This is a genomic window from Frankia umida (assembly GCF_023242945.1).
GTDB classification, from domain to species: Bacteria; Actinomycetota; Actinomycetes; order Frankiales; family Frankiaceae; genus Frankia; species Frankia umida.
This window is the reverse complement of the sequence record NZ_JALKFT010000057.1, coordinates 1-17,419: the sequence shown is the minus strand read 5'-3', so window position 1 is coordinate 17,419 and position 17,419 is coordinate 1. Positions and strand designations below refer to the sequence as shown.

The window sequence follows — 17,419 nt, the reverse complement described above, 5'->3', positions numbered from 1 at the left end:
ACGCGATGCTTCGCGATGGGACCTTCTACCAGGCCCCGACCCCCTCACCGGCTTGACGAAGGACATAGGGGCACTTTCTCCCGCCGGTCGGGCTCGCGTCGGTCGAGACCCGCCCCGGGCAGGAACCTCGATGAGCCGCCAGGCGCGGCTGCAGCTGCGGAGTTCGGCCAAGCGGGTGGCGCTGTTCCGAGCGCTGCCGCCGCCGACGGGCGCGGTGGTCTTCCTCGGCGACAGCATCACCGAGGGATGTACCTGGGAGGGATGGTTTCCCGAGCTGCGCACCGCCAATCGCGGCATCAGCGGGGACCGGGTCGCCCAGATGACCGCGCGCCTCGACAGCGCGCTGCACCGGCCCGCGGTCGTCAGCATCCTGGCCGGAACGAACGACCTGCACCTCGGTGACTCCCGGCAGCCGGACGCGATCGCGGACCGGTTCCGCCTGCTCGTCGCAGCCGTGCGGGACGGCGCTCCGGAGGCTGCGCTCCTGGTGAACAGCGTCCTGCCGCGCCAGCAGAGGTTCGCCGACCGCATCGAGGCGCTCAACGCGCGTTATCGGCGGATCGCGGCGACCGCCGGAGCGCAGTACCTCGACCTGTGGCCGGTTCTCGCGGCCCCGGATCGCTCGCTGCGGCGCGAGCTCACCGTCGACGGCCTGCACCTGAACGCGGCCGGCTACCGGGCATGGGTCGAGATCCTGCGCCCGCACCTGCTCGCCCACCCGAGCGCGCGGCGCCTGGCCAGGCCCCCTGCTCCCGGGGAACGCGCGTGAGCACGCCCTCCGGGCCACCCGGTGCGGGCACACCGCCTCCGGCCGCACCGGCAAAGGTCGCACCAGCCGAGGGCCGCCGCGGCCCGGGACGGCCACCCCGCCTGAACCGCGAGCTCATCGTCGCGGCCGCGGCCGAGATCGACCCCGAGGCCCTGACACTGCAGGCCGTGGCCGACCGGCTCGGCGTGGACCGCAAGGCCATCAACTACCACATTCCGGGCCGCGACGAGCTGCTTGCGCTGGTCGCGGCCCGGTCGCTGGTCGCCGAGCTCGGCCAGCTCGTTCTTCCGCTCGACGACTGGCCGCAGGCAACCCGCGTCTTTGCCACGGGCCTGCGGGCAGCGCTGCTGAGCAGCAACTCCCTGTCCCTGTATGTCAGCACGCTACCCAGCGCCGGGGTCCTGCGCCCCGCGGACCAGCTGCTTCACGCGCTGCTCGGCGCCGGGTTCGACGACGCCGCCGCAGGCCGCGCGCTGACCCTCATCTGCGCGGCGGTCTTCGAGGATGCCCGGGCAGAACTGCTGGCCAGGCGTTTCGGTCAGCACCCCACCGAGGTCGCGAGCAGACGTGTTCTCGCCGAGCTACCCGACGAGGCGCTGCCCACGATTCGCCGCGTGTTCGCCACGAGTCACTGGTCCAGGCCGGACAGCCTTGACTTCTACCTTGAGACCATCGTCTCCGGGCTCACCCGGTGGCTCGAACAGCACCGTCAGGACTGAGACGACCACCGGTGCCGCCCTGCGGCCGGGGCTCGCCGGGGCGAGGCCCGGCCGGGCCGGGTCAGGTCGGACCGCGGTCCACCGCCGGGTGACCGGCCGCCGGCTGGCCGGCCGCCAGGTCATGGCTGAGGTAGTGGCGCATCACCGCGGCCTGGTCCAGGCTGGCCGAACTGCCCTGGAAGATGATGCTGCCGTGGCCGATCAGGTAGACATGGTCCGCCACAGCGAGCGCCCGGCTCACATACTGCTCGACGATCAGCAGGGCGGTACCGCGAGCGGCCAGCACGTGCAGCGCCTCGAAGATCGTGTCGACCACGATCGGGGCCAGGCCCATGGAGACCTCGTCGAGCAGCACAAGCGACGGTGACCCGAAGAAGGCCCGGGAGAGCGCGACCATCTGCTGCTGGCCGCCCGAGAGCCGGCCCGCGAGGTCGCCGAGGCGTGTCCGCAGCGCCGGAAACATCTCCAGAGCGGGATCGAGCGAGGTGTCCTTCTCCCACGGCGGGATCTGCAGGAGGAGGTTCTCGCGGACGGTCAGCGAGCGGAAGATGCCGCGGCCTTCCGGAATCAGACACACCCCGTGGCGACGCCGCTCGCTGGGCGCCTCGTGGGTCACGTCCTGGTCGTCGACCAGGACGTGACCCACGCTGGGACGCATGAGGCCGGAAGCCACTCGCAGGAGCGTCGTCTTCCCCGCGCCGTTGGAACCCAGCAGGGCCACCACCGAGGCGGCGGGGATCTCCAGGTCGATGTCGCGCAGGACCGTCGTGCGGCCGTACCCCGCGCTGACACCCTCGAGCCGCAGCTGCGGACCGGTCACGGCTGGACCTCGCTCACTGATCGTGAAGCCGTGGCCGGCGTGTTTTCGGTGTCCCCGCCGAGATACGCCGCGCGCACGGCATCGGATGACAACACCTCGGCCGTGGGACCGGACGCCAGCATTTTCCCGAAATCGAGCACGTAGAGCTCGTCGCAGACCTCGCCGACGAGGGCCATGTCATGTTCGACGAGCAGAATGCCCACCCCACGTTCGCTCACCACCTGACGGAGAATCTCACCGAACCGAGCGGTCTCCGCCCGGTCGAGGCCGGACGACGGCTCGTCCAGCAGCAGAATCCGGAAGTCCCCGGCCAGACAGCGAGCAAGCTCCACCAGGCGCCGCTGCCCGGTGGACAGCGTTCCCACCTGCCGGTCGGCCAGGTCGACCAGGTCACACAGCGCCAGCGCGCCGGCGGCCGCCGCGCGCACCTGGCCAGCGTCGGACCTGCGCGGCAGGAACTGGCGCACCGGACTGCCACCGGCCAGTCCGGCCTCGAGCCCCAACGCGACGTTCTGCCGCACGGTCATGGTGTCGAACAGCTCCATGATCTGGAACGTCCGCCCGACCCCTCGCCGCGCCCGGGCCGCTGGGCCGCGTCGCGTCACGTCCACGAGATCGAGCCGGAGGCCACCCCTGGTGGGATGGATCAACCCGGAGATGGCGTTGAACGTCGTGGTCTTGCCCGCGCCGTTGGGGCCGATGAGCCCGGTGATGGTCCCGGTGCGGGCCGCGAGATCGACGTCGTCGATCGCGACCAGACCACCGAACTGCACCCGGAGTCCCTCGACCGTCAGCGACAGCGGAGCGACCCGCGTCGCTGTCGAGGTGGCTCGCGCCGGCACCGCCCCGTCCCGCCCCGCGTGGGCGGATCGTTCGGGTCGCCGAAAGACCCGGTCGACCGCTTCGCGCAGCCAGGCCGGCACGGCGCGCCTGTCAGCCGGCGTCAGCGCGTAGAGGATCACGGTCACGCTCGTGAGGAGGGTGATGTAGTTCCCGATGTTGTCCAGGGTTATGTACGAAGGGGCCAGCGTCAGCGCCACCGCCGCCTGCAGGGCATACCAGGGCTCGGTGCCGGTCGTGACGACGATGAGGGTCAGATACGTCAGGGAGATCAACGGCTGGTAGTTGTCCGCCGCCACGGTCAGCTGGGCCATACCGGCCAGGGCACCGGCCACCGCGGCGATGAAGGCCGACAGGCAGAAGACCAGGACCCGGGTCGTGTTCACCGAGACCCCGTGCGTGGCCAGCGCGACCGGCGAATCGGCCATCCCCCGCAGCAGCCGGCCGAGCCGACCACGGTCCAGGGCGATGATCGCGAACGTGGTCACCACGGCCAGCGCGAGGCACACGTAGTAGAAGCCCCTGTCAGAGTCCAGGCCCCACAGGGCGGGGCGGGGCATCGCCAGCCCGAGGTTGAGCTCGCCGAACATGAAGCTCTTGGTGTAGAAGAGCTGCTGCACCGCGATGCCGAACCCGAGGGTGGCCAGAGCCAGGTAGATGCCACCATGCCGCGTCGCCGGGATGGCCAGCAGGGCGCCGATGGGAACGGCCACCAGTCCGGCCGCGGCGAGCGCGAGACCCCAGGGCCAGTGGTGATCGACGGCCAGGTGCGAGAAGGCGGCGGCTCCGATCGCGGTGAACGCGATGTGGCACAGCGACACCTGCCCTGAGGTCCGGACCAGCAAGCCGAGTGACAGGAAGAGCATCACCATGGTGAGCGTGACCGTCCAGTCCCCCAGGTGGAAACCCGCGAAGCTGGGCACCAGCACGAGGACCACGAGAATCACGACGCCGGCACCCACCTGCAGCGCGGACGGCGCCACCCAGTTCGCCCGACGGTCGGGGGCACGCGGGACGCGGGACTGCAGCCACCGCCTCGGGAACAGCAGCAGCACCAGGAACAGGACGATGAACGGCAGGCTCGCCGGCACCTGGGCGAGAAAACCGCTGGTGAAGTACTTCGTGCCGAGGGAGCCCAGCAGCCCGATCGCCAGTCCCCCCAGGAAGGTGATCGGCAGGCTGGTGAACGATCCGATGGCCGCGGCGCCGAAGGCCTGGACGACCAGAAGGGTCAGCGTCGTCTGGTCCAGGGGCACGGAGGAGGCCAGCAGAAGGCCGGAGGTCATCGCGAAGACGATGCCGATGGTCCAGGCCCACTGCCGGGCGCGGTTGGGGTTGGTACCGGCCAGATCGAGCAACTCGGAGTTGTCCACGACGGCGCGCATCGCGATCCCCAGCCGCGCGCGGCGGAAGAACACCGAAAGCGCGACGGTGGCAGCCACCGCGACGACGAAGATGATGATTTTTTCAGCGGTGACCCGGGTGCCGAAGATCGTGACCACGTTCGTCGGCAGGAAGGACGGGATCGTGCGGGACCGGGTCCCGTAGATGAGCTGGAATCCGGTCTGCACCAGCAGCAGGACACCGACCGTCGCCGTGACCCGCAGCGCGAGGCTGGCGCCGGCGAGGGCTCTGGCGAAACGGGCGAACGCCACCCCGCCGAGCGGGCCGAGAACGACCAGGACCAGGGCACCGGCCAGCGGCCACGGCACCCCGTGCTGAACATGGAGGAAGTAGAAGGCGTACGCGGCGATGGTGGCGAGGGCGCCATGGGCGAAGTTGAACACGCCCGAGGTCTTGTACGTCAGAACCAGACCGGCGCCCGCGAGCCCGTAGACCGCGCCGGTAACCAGTCCGGCGATGATGAAGGGTAACAATTCCATGACCCTTTCGTGCTCACGGCAACGGATATCGCGGGTGAGGCGACCCGGTTCTCGGTCGCCCCACCCGGTCCGGTGGCTGTCAGCTGGCTGGAAGCAGCTTCACGAACGGGGCCAGCTTCTGCTGGTCGATGCACTCGGCCCTGCCGCCGTTCACAGAGGCGAACGCGCCGCTTTTGATGGTGAAGGTGAAGTAGCAGTTGGACGAGGCCAGGTTCTGCTCCGCCCCCTGCGGATAGCTCAGCGGCGGAAGAAGTCCGTCCGCGGTGAAGCCCTGGAGTCCGTGCAGCGCCTGGGTCACCTGCGCGGGAGTGGGGTTGTCGCCAAGGTGAGCGGCCTGCGCTGCCCCCTTGAACACCTCGGCGATCGACCAGGCAGCCGAGGCGGCCGCCCCGGTCTCGGTGCCGGGGGCGTACTTCGCCATGCCCGCCTGGAAGGCCCTGATACCCGGGATCGTGGTGTCGTACCACGGCGCATAGCCGCTGATCGCGATCGCGCCTTCGGTGTTCCTGTCCTTGAGCCAGTCGTTCGGCTCGATCGCCTGGGCTGGGGCGGCGACCCGCGCCTTCAGGCCCTGCGCGACACACGAGTCCAGCACACGCAGAACGACGTCGGACCCCGCGCCGATGAGCATCGCCTGCACTCCGGCGTTCTTCAGCTGCAGACACGGTGCGGTGTAGTCGGCAGCGGACGAGGAGACCTTGACCGACGTCGTGGTCTGCCCGAACCCGCCGGCCGCCGCCTGGATGATCGGCAGTGACTGGGCGCACCCCGCGGATTCCGCGCAGTAGGCGAAGCCGAAGTTCCTGACGCCGACACGGCTCGTCTCCTGGCTGACCGAGAAGACGCTGGCGAACGGGTTGAGACCCACGTTGAAAAACGAGGGGTTCCGGTAGTCGGAATTTCCGATGATACCGATCGCGGGGATCTTCTTTGCCTTGAGATAGGCACTGAAAGTATAGGCGGGTGGGAGGCCGACCAGGGCGATGACATGATCTTTCTCGACCAGCTCCCGGACGTTCCTGAGCCCGGTGGCCGGGTTGCCGGCGTCGTCCTTGACGATCAGGTCGATCCTGTGGCCGTTGATGCCGCCGCTGGCGTTGACCGACTTCGCCCACGCCCTCACCGCGTCGCAGTACGGGCCGGCGGACGAGGCGAGCGGACCGCTACACGTCAGGGGACTGCCCAGCTTCCAGGTCGACCCGGCTGCGCTGGTGCCGCCGGAGCTCGACGAGCAACCCGCCGCGACGACAGCGATCGCCAGTGCGACCACACCGGCCGATAACGCGCGCAGGCGCATCCGGTTTGTTCTCCGTGCTCGGTCTCGGCGCATCTGGTTCGTCCTCTCAGAAGTTCTTCCCGTGCGCCGGTCGACGCGGCGACGAAGGCTGGGGTTCGACGAAGGCTGGGGTTCATGGATCGCCACAGCGGTCTGGGCCCCATGACGAGACGGGTCAGGGCAGCTACTGGCCGGACTTCGCGGGGACGGCGCGGCCCACGGCCGTCACCGGCGCAACGGCCGTCACCGGCACAACGACCGTCACCGGCTCGCAGCCGGCGGCGGTCACGGTGACCGTGACGTCGCCGGCCTCGTGTCCGGCCCGGACTACCGCGAGCGCTCGTCCCCAGTAGGTCGAGTACCGGCCGGCCGAGAAGCTCTCCTCGGTGACGGGTCGGGCACTCCCGAATCCGAGCAGTGTGCCGGCGCCGGTCACCTGGACCGTGACCGTGCGGTCGGCCAGGGGGCGCACCGTTCCCGCGGCGTCCGTGAGCGCGATGGGGAGATAGCCGAGGTCGGCTCCGTCGGCCCGCAGCTCGCTGCCTTCGGGTTGTACCTGGAGCCGCAGCTCTGGGCCGGCGCTGGTCAGGGTGTCCCGACCGAGCTCCCCGCCGTCCGCGTCATAGGCGACGGCGGTGAGGTTCCCGGGCTGGTACGGGAGGGAGAACGTGGCCAGGTAGTCCTGCTCCGGTCCCGCTGGCGCGTCGCCGACCCGGTCTCCGTTGAGCAGCAGTTCGACCCGGTGGGCGTCGGCGTACACCTCGACCACCGCGGTCCGCCCCTCATGGCCCTCCCAGCTCCAGCTGTGGAGGGAGTTGGTGCTGCGCCAGGCGTTGGAGTACTGCTTCTCGCCGGAGTGGTTCACCGGTTGGACGGCGAGATGGGGGGCCTTGCGCAGGTGCCAGGCGATCTCGTTGAGATAGGACTGGGTCTGGCGATGCCCGGTGATGTCGATCACCGGCTCGCCCGCCAGCAGCGCCGGCCAGGGGCCGAACAGGCTAGGTCGCCGGCCATACGGGAGTACCGCGATGGCGGCCTCTCCGATGTAGTCCCAGCCGGTCCAGGTGAAGTCGCCGATGACGTGCGGCATCGTCTCGATCTCGCGCCAGATCGGGACCGTCTCCGTCGGCCCCGTCTCACTGCCGACGATCACCCGCTCGGGGTGGAGCTTCGCGTCCTTTCGGTAGCGGCCGGCCATGTAGTTGTATCCGGCGACGTCGAGGGCGGCGTAGGCGTCACGGGTCCGGCGATCGACCGCCGGCAGTCGGACGATGCGGCGAAGCGCCGGGTGCAGGATCCCCATGAGGAGGTTGAGCACGGCGATGAGGTTCTTGTTCGGGGCGTCGCCGCCCTTCTCACCGGTGGTCTTCACCTCGACCTTCTCACCCTTCCCGCGAAAGATGAGGTTGAGGAAGCCATTGATACAGTTGGTCACGAGGCGGGTCGGGTCGAGCTCGCGGGTACGGTCGGCCATCTCACGGTTGCGCTGAACACCCTGGGCGGTCGCGGTCTCGGGGATCTCGTTGCCGATGGAGTAGAGAATCACCGACGGGTGGTTGAAGTCCTTCGCGACGAGCGCTTCGAGGTCCCGCTCCCACCACTGCTCGAACTCCGCGGAGTAGTCAGCTCTGCTTTTTGGCCGCCACCACACGTCGGTGAGCTCGTCCATGACGAGCACGCCGTGGCGGTCGCAGGCGCGCAGGGTCGCCCGGGAGATCGGGTTGTGTGCGCTGCGAATCGCGTTGAAACCGCTTTCCCGCAGGATGCGGACCCGGCGTTCCTCGGCCGCGTCCAGCGTGTGCGCACCGATGACCCCGTTGTCGTGGTGGATCGCTGCCCCGCGCAGTTTCACGGGCTCACCGTTGATGCGCAGGCCGCGGCGGGCGTCCACGGACACCGTACGGATCCCGAAGTCGGCGACGGCTTCGTCGACGATCTGGTCGCCGTCGGCCAGGACAACGGTGGCGGTGTGGAGCTGTGGACTTTCCGGGGACCAGAGCGCCGGCGCCGGCACCGTGACGCGCTGGCGCAGTGTCTTTTTCTCACCGGGTCCGAGCGACAGCCGCTCCTCGATCGGACCGGTGGTGGCGCGCGGGCCCCGCAGGGTGGTGGTGACGGTCACCGTACGGCTCTCGGTACCGTCGTTGACGGTCTCGATCTGGACTTCGACGACCGCCTCGGTGCGCTCGACCGACTTCGTGCTGATCCGCAGACCATCGGGGGTCACCCGCAGGCGGTCGCCGACGAGAAGATGCACCGGCCGGTAGATACCACTGCCGGAATACCAGCGGCTGTTCGGCCCACGATCGTTGTGTGCGACGACTTCGACGCGGTTGTCGGTGCCGTAGTCAAGAAACGTGTCCAGCGTGACCTGGAAAACCGCGTAGCCGGAGGGGCGGCCGCCGGCGAGACGCCCGTTGACGAAGACCTCCGAACGCATGTACACACCCTCGAACTCCAGGGTGACGCTACGACCACGCCATTCCTCGGCCGCCCGGAACGTCTTCGTATAGCGGTAGACGCCCCCGGGAAAGTATCCGGTGTTGTGGCTGTTGACGGCCTTCGGGTCCCGCTGCTCGAACAGCATGGCGTCGTGGGGAACCGTCACCGGGCCGATCGACACCCCCGAGCCGTCACCGTGCTCCCTGCTGACGTGCCAGCCCTGGTTGAACGAACTGCGGATCATGAGCACTCCTACACATCCGGCCCATCGCCATGAGCCATGAGGCGGGCGGCCCGGGTCGACCGTTCACCATGATCGGGAAATGGGTCGGTCGCCCGCGATCGCGTCGCCGAGCCCGCGGCGGGCCGTCTTCTGCCGACCGACCCGGCACCCGCCCCTCCGGGACGCTCCACTGTGACACCTGACACTGCCCACAACTCGCCACCAGGAGCTAATATCTCCCTGGCGGGAGAAACTACTAGCGAGTGTGTTACCGGTCAAGTCACGGTCACCGGCCGCGGGCGAACCCGGCGCCTCCCGTTGCTGCCGGTCGACGTTTCGAGATCGCGGCGGACCGGCCTCGAGCCACCCGTTCGCGTTCCTCGGGTCCGGCGTCCCCTCGGTTGCCGAGCGCGCGGGTCGTCGCCAGCGGAGCCGAGATCCTGCGGCGGATCCGACAGGGCGGGTTGCTGGTATGGAGGAGGCCGACATGCAGGGATCCGAGGTTGCCGAAGTGCCCCGCGAGCCGGACGGGCCCGGCGGTTCGGGTCACCCGGCCGACGGACCGGTCGAGCGCGTTCCGGGCACCCGGACCGGTCTGCTGCGTCGGGTGGCCACCCTCCCGGACGGTCGACGGATCACCTACTACAGTCTCCCGACGGTCGGCCCGGACTCCGCGGACGAAGCTCGCCGGGGCACGGACAGCGCGCGGTGACCGAGCGTCGGTACGACCCGACCGCCGACGAGTGGGTGACGTTCGCGACGCACCGCCAGGATCGGATGTACAAGCCGCCCACCGACGACTGTCCGTTGTGCCCGAGCCGTCCGGGCGGGCGGCTGACCGAGGTGCCACGCGCGGCCTACGAGGTGGTGACCTTCGACAACCGTTTCCCGTCGCTGTCACCCCAGCCACCGGCACCCGAGGTGGCGGGAACCGAGTTGTACCCGGTGGCGCCGGCGTTCGGCCGCTGCGAGGTGGTGGTCTACTCCGACGACCACCACACGACCTTCGCCGATCTGCCGGCCGACCGGGTCAGGATGCTCGTCGACGTCTGGGCCGATCGGGTCGCCGTCCTCGGCGCGACACCCGGCGTCTCCTACGTGATGCCGTTCGAGAACAAGGGCGAGGTCATCGGGGTCACCCTGGCCCATCCGCACGGTCAGATCTACGCCTATCCCGAGGTGCCGCCGCGACCTGCCCGGGAGCTGCGGGCCGCCAGCGCCTACCGGGACCGCACCGGCCGGTGCGTGGAATGTGACGTCGTCGCGGCGGAGGCAGCCGGTCCGCGGTGTGTTCTGACCGCCCCGACCGCGATCGCGTTCGTTCCGTTCTGGGCCCGGTTTCCCTACGAGGTGCATGTGGTTCCGCGCGCCCACCGCCCGGACCTGGGCGCGCTGGGCGAACAGGAGCGGGCCGACCTGAGCGGGCTTCTGCACCGGCTGACCCGGGGCTACGACCGGCTGTTCGGTTTCTCGCTGCCCTACGTGATGGCCGTACACGGTCGGCCGACCGACGACGAACGCGACTGGGACCCGGTCTCCCACCTGCACGTCGAGTTCACACCGCCCCACCGGTCCGCGACCAGGCTCAAGTACCTGGCCGGCTCGGAGCTCGCCGGGGGCGCCTTCCTGACCGACGTGGCACCGGAGCGGGCCGCCGCCGCGCTGCGGGGGGCGATGGGATGAGCGACCGGGACGCTCTCGCGGCCCGGCTCGCCACCGAGTTCCGCGCGCGCCACGGCCGGCCACCGGCAGGGGTGTGGGCCGCGCCGGGGCGGGTCAACCTGATGGGTGAGCACACCGACTACAACGATGGCCTGGTCCTCCCGTACGCCATCGACTCCGCCGCGCTGGCCGCGGTCGCGCCGCGCGACGACGACAGGCTCACCTGTCAGTCCCTGGACCGTCCGGGCACGGCCGCCGTGGACACCGGCGACCTGCGGCCCGGCGCCGTGACCGGATGGCCGGCCTATGTGCTCGGCGCGGTGTGGGCGCTGGGCTGGCCGCGGACTGGGCCGCCCGGCCTGGACATCGTCGTCACCTCGCAGGTGCCGGCCGGCGCTGGACTGTCCTCGTCGGCGGCGCTGACCTGTGCGGTCACGCTGGCCGTGGCCGAGCTCGCCGGCCTGGAGACGGACCGCACCGCCCTGGCGACCGTGGCCCGCCGAGCCGAGACGGACATGGTCGGCGCGCCCGTCGGGATCATGGATCAGATGGCGGCCATGCACGGGCGGGCCGACCACGCGCTGCTGCTCGACTGCCGGTCGCTGGCGTTCGAGCCCGTCCCGCTGCCCGGCCGGGAGTCGGGCCTGACTCTGCTGGTCGTCGACACCCGCGTCAGCCACGCCAACGCCGATGGCGGCTACGCCCGGCGGCGCGCGACCTGCGAGGATGCCGCCCGGACTCTCGGCGTCCAGGCGCTGCGGGACGCGACGGTCACCGCGGTGCGGACCACGCTGGTCGGTGAGCAGCGACGCGTCGCCCGACATGTGGTCACGGAGATCGAGCGGGTCCGGCTGGCGGTGGCCGCGCTGCGCCACGACGATCTGACCGGCCTCGGCGAGATCTTCGCGGCGTCACAGGCATCCATGCGCGACGACTTCCGGATCTCCTGCGCCGAGCTCGATCTCGCCGTGGACACCCTGCTCGACGCCGGCGCGATCGCTGCCCGCATGACCGGCGGCGGCTTCGGTGGCTGCGCCGTGGCCCTGCTGCCCGAAACGGCCGTTGCCGCCGCGACCGCCGCGGTGACCGCGGCCTTCGGGGCCCACGGCTTCCTCTCACCGCGGGCCTTCGAGACGCGCCCATCCCACGGCGCGGCCCGCGTCTACTAATCACATGTTCACCTGAGGCGTACGGTCACCCAGCGTGTGCGGCCAGCCAGGCGCCGAAGGCCGACATCGTGTGGTCGAAGGGCGCCGTGGCGGGATGGTTGAGGTGGCCATGGTGAACATCCGGCTCCGTCTGGCAGTCGACCTCGACCCCGCGGGTCCGCAGATCGTCGGCGAAGGCCTCGCCCGACGGGCGCAGCGGGTCATGCTCGCCGGTGATGACCAGGGTCGGTGGGAAGCCGTCGAGGTCCGTCGGGCGCGCGAACGCCTCGGCGGCACGGGCGATGTTCGCCGCTCCGACGAAGTTGGCCGCCATCATCCGGACCGAGCGTTGCGCGACCCGACTCAGCACCCGGGTGCGCAGTCCCCGGTTGGCCGCGAGCGGCCGGGCCGGCAGCACGGGATGCAGCAGCGGGTAGGCCAGCAGCAGCCCGGCCGGCGCCACGAGCCCCTCGGTCGCGGCCCGCAGCGTGCTCATGACGGCGAGGTTGGCACCGGCGCTCGCCCCGCCCACGAAGACCCGATCGGCCGCAAGCCCCAGCGACTCCGCTTCGGCCACAAGCCGATGCCAGGCGGCGAGGCAGTCGAGCACGGGGGTGGGGAACCGCACCGCCGCCGCGCCGCGCCAACGCCGCGCGCGGCTCAGCGGCGGCACGCGTCGGTAGTCGACGCTGAGCACGGTCACTCCCCCGCGCGCGAACGCCCGGGACACCGCGTCCCCTTCCGGCATGTCGATCGACCCGCCGGAGAAGCCGCCGCCGTGCATCCACAGCAGCGCCGTCGTACTCGGCGCCGTGGTCGGCCCGTACAGCCTTGCCCGGATCCGTACATCACCAACCGGGACGTCGACGTCGCGGATCTCCACGTCACGGTCGACTGTCCTGGTGCCACCACGACGCGAGCGCTCTGCCACGTGCGACTCCCTTTCCACGGACTCTGTTCGCGACAGGTGGGTCTCGAACCGCCGGGAGAAAAACCGGTGAGGGCAGGACGGGCGCGCCGCGCCGGCCTGCACCGACGCGGGCGCGTACCGCCTCGATGGGTGGAGCCTAGCCTATATTTCCCCCAGGGGAAATATAGGCTAGGCTCCGGCGATACACGACCCAGCCAGAGCATCGGGAGGACGGCCGTGGCAGCGGAGCCGTTGCTGACCAGCAGCAGCTCGAGCGTGCGCCCGCGGGTCGAGGCAGCGCCGCTCCTGGTCGGTGACGAGAGCCGCACCATCGACCAGGCGGTCGCTCATCGTCGACGCCAACGGCGTGATGTCCGGCCGAGCGACGCCCCGCCGGGCGATCCGCACACGTCAGACGAGAACTGAGATGTTCGAGGCGGCCAGGGCTGGCCCGGGTCCGTTGACGCACGTGCCACCGATCGTGTCGTGGTTGTGCACCGACGCTGCCGCGGGCGTCACCGGCCGCGTGTTCGACGCGCGTGGCGGCGAGGTGGGAGTGTGGCCGGACTGCCACCAGGTGCGCTCCGTCCTCACCGGTGACCCAGGCAGGTCGCCGCCGTCGTCCCCCAACGAGCTGGACCAGTCGGCCCCCGCCCAGCTGCTCGACTGAGCAGTACCGCCTTCCCAGGGAGAATGCCATGACCGTCGCCACCGACCATCTGGATCCGACCAGGACTCCTCAGGAGCGGGCCCGTTTACTCCTGGCGCGGATGACCGTCGCGGAGAAGTCCCGACAGTTGACATGTCTGATGCCGATGCTGCTGCTGCGCGAGGGGCATCTGATCGAGGACGCCGCGACGACGATGCTGACCCCCGGTATCGGAGCCGTGGTGTCCCTGCACACCGAGGATCCCTCTCGCGTCGTGACGGGGGTCAACGAGATCCAGCGGTTCCTGGTCGAGCGCACCCGGCTGGGCATTCCGACCCTGTTCCAGGTGGAGGCGCTCAACGGTGTCGTGACGCCACGGCATCCGGTCTTTCCGACGCCGATCGGGCTGGCCGCGACGTGGAGTCCCGAGCTCGTCCGCCAGATGACCGACATCCTTCGTAAGCAGATGATCAGACTGGGTCTGCGGCACGCGCTGTCGCCGGTCCTCGACATCGCCTTCGACCCCAGATGGGGGCGGGTACACGAAACCTACGGCGAGGACCCGCTGCTGGCCGCGACGTTCGGAGTCGCGTTCGTCCGGGGAATCCAGAGTGATGACCTGTCGCAGGGCGTCGTGGCCACCGCCAAGCACTTCCTCGGCTTCGGGTTGGGTCAGGGCGGGCTGAACGCCTCCTCCTATGAGGCGGGTAGCCGGTTCACCCGGGACGTGGTCGCCTTCCCGATCGAGGCCGCGATCAACTCCGCCGGACTGCGGTCGGTGATGACCTCCTACGGCGACGTGGACGGCGTTCCCGCCGGGGTGTCCCGTGAGCTGTTGCACGATCTGCTGCGCGAGCAGATGGGCTTCGACGGCTTCGTCGTCGCCGACTACATGGCACTGCAGCACGCCCTGGACCGCCAGCGGGTCGCCACCGACAAGGCCGAGATCGCCCGGTACGCGCTGCACGCCGGCCTGGACCTCGAGGCGCCGTTCGTCTTCGCCTACGGCGAGACGCTGGCGGAGGAGGTCGAGGCCGGTCGCGTCCCGATGGCGGAGCTGGACGCCGCCGTGCTGCGCCTGCTGACGGTCAAGTTCGAGCTGGGTCTGTTCGAACAGCCGTACGCGCCCGAAGGCCCGGTGGAGATCACCCCGACCACGGCCGAGGGCGTCGACCTGGCTCTCGAACTGGCCGAACGCAGCGTGATCCTGCTCGAGAACAACGGCATACTGCCGTTGCGACCGGGGCTGAAGGTCGCCGTCGTCGGGCCGCTGGGGCACGAGGCCCGCCAGCAGTTCGCCACCTACACCTACCCGGTCGGCCGGGACATGTACCGGTTCATGGAGGCGGGGGGCCTCGGGAACCTGGCGGGCATGGACTTCTTCCGCGCCGACCCCGAAGGCGAGCAGACCCGCGACCTGGATTCCGAGGCCTACATTCGGTTCCGTTACGGGACCCGGTCGCTGGCCGAGGAGATCGCCGACCTCGCCACGGAGGTCGTCGTGGAGCCCGGGTGCGGGCTGACCGAGCACCTCGACGGTGAGGCACTCGCCCGAGCGGTCGACGCCGCCCGCAACGCCGATGTCGTCGTCCTGGCGCTGGGCGGCCACAGTGCCGCGATCGGTGGCGGCACCGAGGGCGAGGGCACCGACACGGCCGACATCGAACTGCCGGCGGTCCAACGCGAGCTGGCCGCCGCCGTGGCCGCGGCCGGTACGCCCCACGTGACCGTTCTGATCCAGGGCCGGCCCTACCCGCTGCCCGCGGCCGTGCTCGAGTCCGCCGCGTTGATGGTGGCGACCTTCGCCGGCCAGACGGGCCCGCGGGCGCTCGCCCGGGTGCTGTTCGGCGAGGTCAATCCCGGCGGAAAACTGCCCTACACCGTCCCTCGGCATGGTGGGCAGTTCCCGATCTATCACTACCAGCGCGCGGACAGCGGATATCGCCGACCGGCCGTCATCCGGGGCCTGCACTACCGTGACCTGTCGGCCACCCCGCAGTACCCCTTCGGATTCGGCCGTAGCTACACCAGCTTCGACCTGTCCGACCTCGAGACCACGTCGGAGATCGGCACCGACGGTACCGCGACGGTGACACTGACCGTGACCAACGTCGGCGAACGGACCGGCGCGGAGGTCGTGCAGCTCTACGCCCGCGTCAACGCGGCGGTGGTCACCCGACCCGCGCAGCAGCTCGCCGGCTTCGCCCGGGTCGAACTCGACCCGGGCGAAGCCGCTCGGGTGACCTTCCAGCTCTCGGCCGACCAGTTCGCCTTCAGCGGCCTCGACCATCGGATCGCGGTCGAGGCCGCCAGGGTTGACCTGTTCGTCGGCGCGTCCTCCGACGACCGGCGACACGAGGCGTCGCTGCGGATTGTCGGAGATCGGCGCGTTCTCACACCCGAGAAGCGCACCTTCCTGCCGACGGTGGACGTCACACGGCTCGGGACGAGCCAGGGCTCGTAGCCCCGTCCATCGACCCCACCGAGGCGGCGGGCGAGATCGTAACACGGTATCGACAGCCGCCCGCGATGGTCACCGCGATCCCACGGAGCCGGAACGGCACCATCACCGGGCCGATCGAGGAACGACTGTTCCCAGAGCTCCACATCATGACCGTGCTGTGCGCCAAAATAGAGGATCGAAGCCCGGAAGGGTCCTGCCGTGAAAGCTCGCCCACTGTCGGCCTTATCCGCCGTGCTGTTATTCCTGGCCCCGTTGGCGGGCTGCCACAACGGTATGGCCAGCTCAGCCTCGTCCTGCAACACCCCCGGGGTATCGAGGAACGAGGTCCGGATCGGTCTCGTCTATCCGGACAGCGGAGCACTTGCCAGAACCTTCCAGCCGGTGCGCTCGGGACTGAACGCCAGGCTGGGTGTCGTGAACGAATCTGGCGGCGTGCACGGCCGCCAGATTCACTACACCTGGTCGGATGATCGGGGTCGGGCGGACACCAACGCGGTGGTCAGTCGGGGCCTCGTGGAGAAGGACCATGCCTTCGCCGTCATCGAGGCGACCGCCGCATCCTCCGGTGGAGCCGGCTATCTCGCCGCGGAAAACGTCCCGGTGGTCGGTATCGGAACGGATGCCGCCTGGTCTCGCTACCGCAACATGTTCACCTACGCCCTTCCCAGCAGCGCCACCCCCGCTGCGGAAGTTGTGACCACCCTCGGTGCGTACGCGCGAGAACAGGGCGGTTCCCGTGCCCTCGTCGTCGGCGATCCCGCCGGCCTCCACATCACGGACGACATCGCCGAACAGATGCGCGCCAGCTTTGTTTCGGTCCGCATTCCGACGCTCTCCGCGAACGCCGACGAGTCGCCCACCGACAGTCAGATCAGAGAGATTATTCGCCTGATTCGCACCGAACAGGTGGACACTCTGGCCAGCACCCTGACGACCGACACCTTCGCACGCATCGTTGCCGCGGTCCGGCAGGCCGGGGTTCCACTGAAGGTCATCCTCAGCGGCAGTCAGCCTCCCGGCGACGACCTGCTCCGCGAGTACGGTCCACTACTGGCCGGCCTGACCACGTATCTTATTATATCGCCGGATTCGGCGTCGCCGAGTGCCGCCGCCTACCGGGCCGCCACAGCCCGCTTCGCTCCTGAACTGGACGACAGCCTCAGCGTTCTCGCCGAGACCGGGTATCTCCTGGGTGACATGTTCGTTCGTGGCCTCGAAGCCTCCGGCCCCTGCCCCACCCGGCAGAGCTTCATCACCGGCCTGCGCGCCGTGAAGAACTACACGGCCGGTGGCCTCATCCCGACCGTCGACTTCGAGAGGGACTTCGGCAGGGCACCTGTCTGCTACCCGTTCACCGCGGTCAACGCCACCGGCACGGATCTGGTCCTCGTCTCTCCCAACTTCTGCGGAGAACGCGTCACCCCTGGCAGCGCCCACTGACGTGACCGGGGGCCCGGCCGGGGGAGGTCCCGGTCACGGAGCCCAGGCGCGCAGGGCCGCCGCGGCGTCGGTGGCACCGGGATCGGGTGGGCGGGGCGGGGCCGGAGGTGTCCTGGAGAACCTGGGGGCCGGTGCCGCCTGCTCGACCCCGTCGATGGTCACGATCGTCGACCG

Annotated in this window: 13 protein-coding genes; 8 read left to right on the top strand and 5 right to left on the bottom strand. The window is 70.1% G+C overall.

The window, feature by feature from the left end; all coding sequences use genetic code 11:
* The first annotated feature begins 130 nt into the window (after positions 1-130).
* Together MXD59_RS25115 and MXD59_RS25110 are read left to right on the top strand one after the other, a co-directional pair.
* Complete coding sequence (locus MXD59_RS25115) at positions 131-769, top strand: GDSL-type esterase/lipase family protein (RefSeq protein WP_248827049.1); 639 nt, start codon at positions 131-133, stop codon at positions 767-769.
* Positions 766-1,488: a TetR/AcrR family transcriptional regulator C-terminal domain-containing protein gene (locus MXD59_RS25110; RefSeq protein WP_248827048.1), complete on the top strand. Its 723-nt coding sequence runs from the start codon at positions 766-768 to the stop codon at positions 1,486-1,488. Before MXD59_RS25115 ends, MXD59_RS25110 begins: the two co-directional genes overlap by 4 nt.
* Positions 1,489-1,549: 61 nt before the next feature.
* On the opposite strand, the gene MXD59_RS25105 is transcribed toward MXD59_RS25110, so the two are convergent.
* The 4 genes from MXD59_RS25105 to MXD59_RS25090 all read right to left on the bottom strand — a co-directional run bounded on the left by MXD59_RS25105 (position 1,550) and on the right by MXD59_RS25090 (position 8,993).
* Entirely contained in the window at positions 1,550-2,308 is a 759-nt protein-coding gene (locus tag MXD59_RS25105) for an ABC transporter ATP-binding protein (protein ID WP_248827047.1), read from the bottom strand.
* Positions 2,305-5,031 carry an ABC transporter permease subunit gene (locus MXD59_RS25100; RefSeq protein WP_248827046.1) on the bottom strand — a complete coding sequence of 909 codons (2,727 nt, stop codon included), beginning with the start codon at positions 5,029-5,031 and terminating at the stop codon, positions 2,305-2,307. The genes MXD59_RS25105 and MXD59_RS25100 overlap by 4 nt, the downstream gene beginning before the upstream one ends.
* Positions 5,032-5,110: 79 nt before the next feature.
* Positions 5,111-6,301: an ABC transporter substrate-binding protein gene (locus MXD59_RS25095; RefSeq protein ID WP_248827045.1), complete on the bottom strand. Its 1,191-nt coding sequence runs from the start codon at positions 6,299-6,301 to the stop codon at positions 5,111-5,113.
* Positions 6,302-6,491: 190 nt separating this feature from the next.
* Entirely contained in the window at positions 6,492-8,993 is a 2,502-nt protein-coding gene (locus MXD59_RS25090) for a glycoside hydrolase family 2 TIM barrel-domain containing protein (protein WP_248827044.1), read from the bottom strand.
* 466 nt (positions 8,994-9,459) lie between these two features.
* On the opposite strand from MXD59_RS25090, the gene MXD59_RS25085 reads away from it, so the two are divergent.
* Genes MXD59_RS25085 through galK form a run of 3 tightly spaced genes read left to right on the top strand, consistent with a single transcriptional unit; the run spans position 9,460 to position 11,803 of the window.
* Positions 9,460-9,684 (top strand): hypothetical protein, encoded by a 225-nt coding sequence (locus MXD59_RS25085; protein WP_248827043.1) that lies wholly within the window; start codon positions 9,460-9,462, stop codon positions 9,682-9,684.
* Positions 9,681-10,655, top strand: a complete 975-nt coding sequence (galT, locus tag MXD59_RS25080) for a galactose-1-phosphate uridylyltransferase (protein WP_248827042.1) — start codon at positions 9,681-9,683, stop codon at positions 10,653-10,655. The genes MXD59_RS25085 and galT overlap by 4 nt, the downstream gene beginning before the upstream one ends.
* On the top strand, positions 10,652-11,803 hold the full coding sequence (gene galK / locus MXD59_RS25075; protein ID WP_248827041.1) for a galactokinase: 1,152 nt from the start codon (positions 10,652-10,654) through the stop codon (positions 11,801-11,803). The genes galT and galK overlap by 4 nt, the downstream gene beginning before the upstream one ends.
* Positions 11,804-11,828: 25 nt before the next feature.
* Here galK and MXD59_RS25070 read toward each other — a convergent pair whose 3' ends face one another.
* A complete protein-coding gene (locus MXD59_RS25070) occupies positions 11,829-12,713 on the bottom strand; it encodes an alpha/beta hydrolase (protein WP_248827040.1) in 885 nt (294 codons plus the stop codon).
* A gap of 406 nt (positions 12,714-13,119) precedes the next feature.
* Here MXD59_RS25070 and MXD59_RS25065 point away from each other — a divergent pair, with 406 nt between their 5' ends.
* From MXD59_RS25065 to MXD59_RS25055, 3 genes are all read left to right on the top strand, one after another.
* Positions 13,120-13,362, top strand: coding sequence for a hypothetical protein (locus MXD59_RS25065; protein WP_248827039.1), 243 nt, complete (start codon positions 13,120-13,122; stop codon positions 13,360-13,362).
* A 28-nt stretch (positions 13,363-13,390) separates the two neighbouring features.
* Entirely contained in the window at positions 13,391-15,805 is a 2,415-nt protein-coding gene (locus tag MXD59_RS25060) for a glycoside hydrolase family 3 N-terminal domain-containing protein (RefSeq protein ID WP_248827038.1), read from the top strand.
* A 273-nt stretch (positions 15,806-16,078) separates the two neighbouring features.
* A complete protein-coding gene (locus tag MXD59_RS25055; RefSeq protein ID WP_248827037.1) occupies positions 16,079-17,245 on the top strand; it encodes an ABC transporter substrate-binding protein in 1,167 nt (388 codons plus the stop codon).
* The last annotated feature ends 174 nt before the right edge of the window (positions 17,246-17,419 follow it).

What these genes read in the sequence shown, in the direction of transcription:
- MXD59_RS25115 (WP_248827049.1), top strand. Translation starts at nt 131, where the DNA reads ATGAGCCGCCAGGCGCGGCTGCAGCTGCGGAGTTCGGCCAAGCGGGTG.
- MXD59_RS25100 (WP_248827046.1), bottom strand. Translation starts at nt 5,031, where the DNA reads ATGGAATTGTTACCCTTCATCATCGCCGGACTGGTTACCGGCGCGGTC.
- MXD59_RS25090 (WP_248827044.1), bottom strand. Translation starts at nt 8,993, where the DNA reads ATGATCCGCAGTTCGTTCAACCAGGGCTGGCACGTCAGCAGGGAGCAC.
- MXD59_RS25085 (WP_248827043.1), top strand. Translation starts at nt 9,460, where the DNA reads ATGCAGGGATCCGAGGTTGCCGAAGTGCCCCGCGAGCCGGACGGGCCC.
- galK (WP_248827041.1), top strand. Translation starts at nt 10,652, where the DNA reads ATGAGCGACCGGGACGCTCTCGCGGCCCGGCTCGCCACCGAGTTCCGC.
- MXD59_RS25065 (WP_248827039.1), top strand. Translation starts at nt 13,120, where the DNA reads ATGTTCGAGGCGGCCAGGGCTGGCCCGGGTCCGTTGACGCACGTGCCA.
- MXD59_RS25060 (WP_248827038.1), top strand. Translation starts at nt 13,391, where the DNA reads ATGACCGTCGCCACCGACCATCTGGATCCGACCAGGACTCCTCAGGAG.
- MXD59_RS25055 (WP_248827037.1), top strand. Translation starts at nt 16,079, where the DNA reads ATGGCCAGCTCAGCCTCGTCCTGCAACACCCCCGGGGTATCGAGGAAC.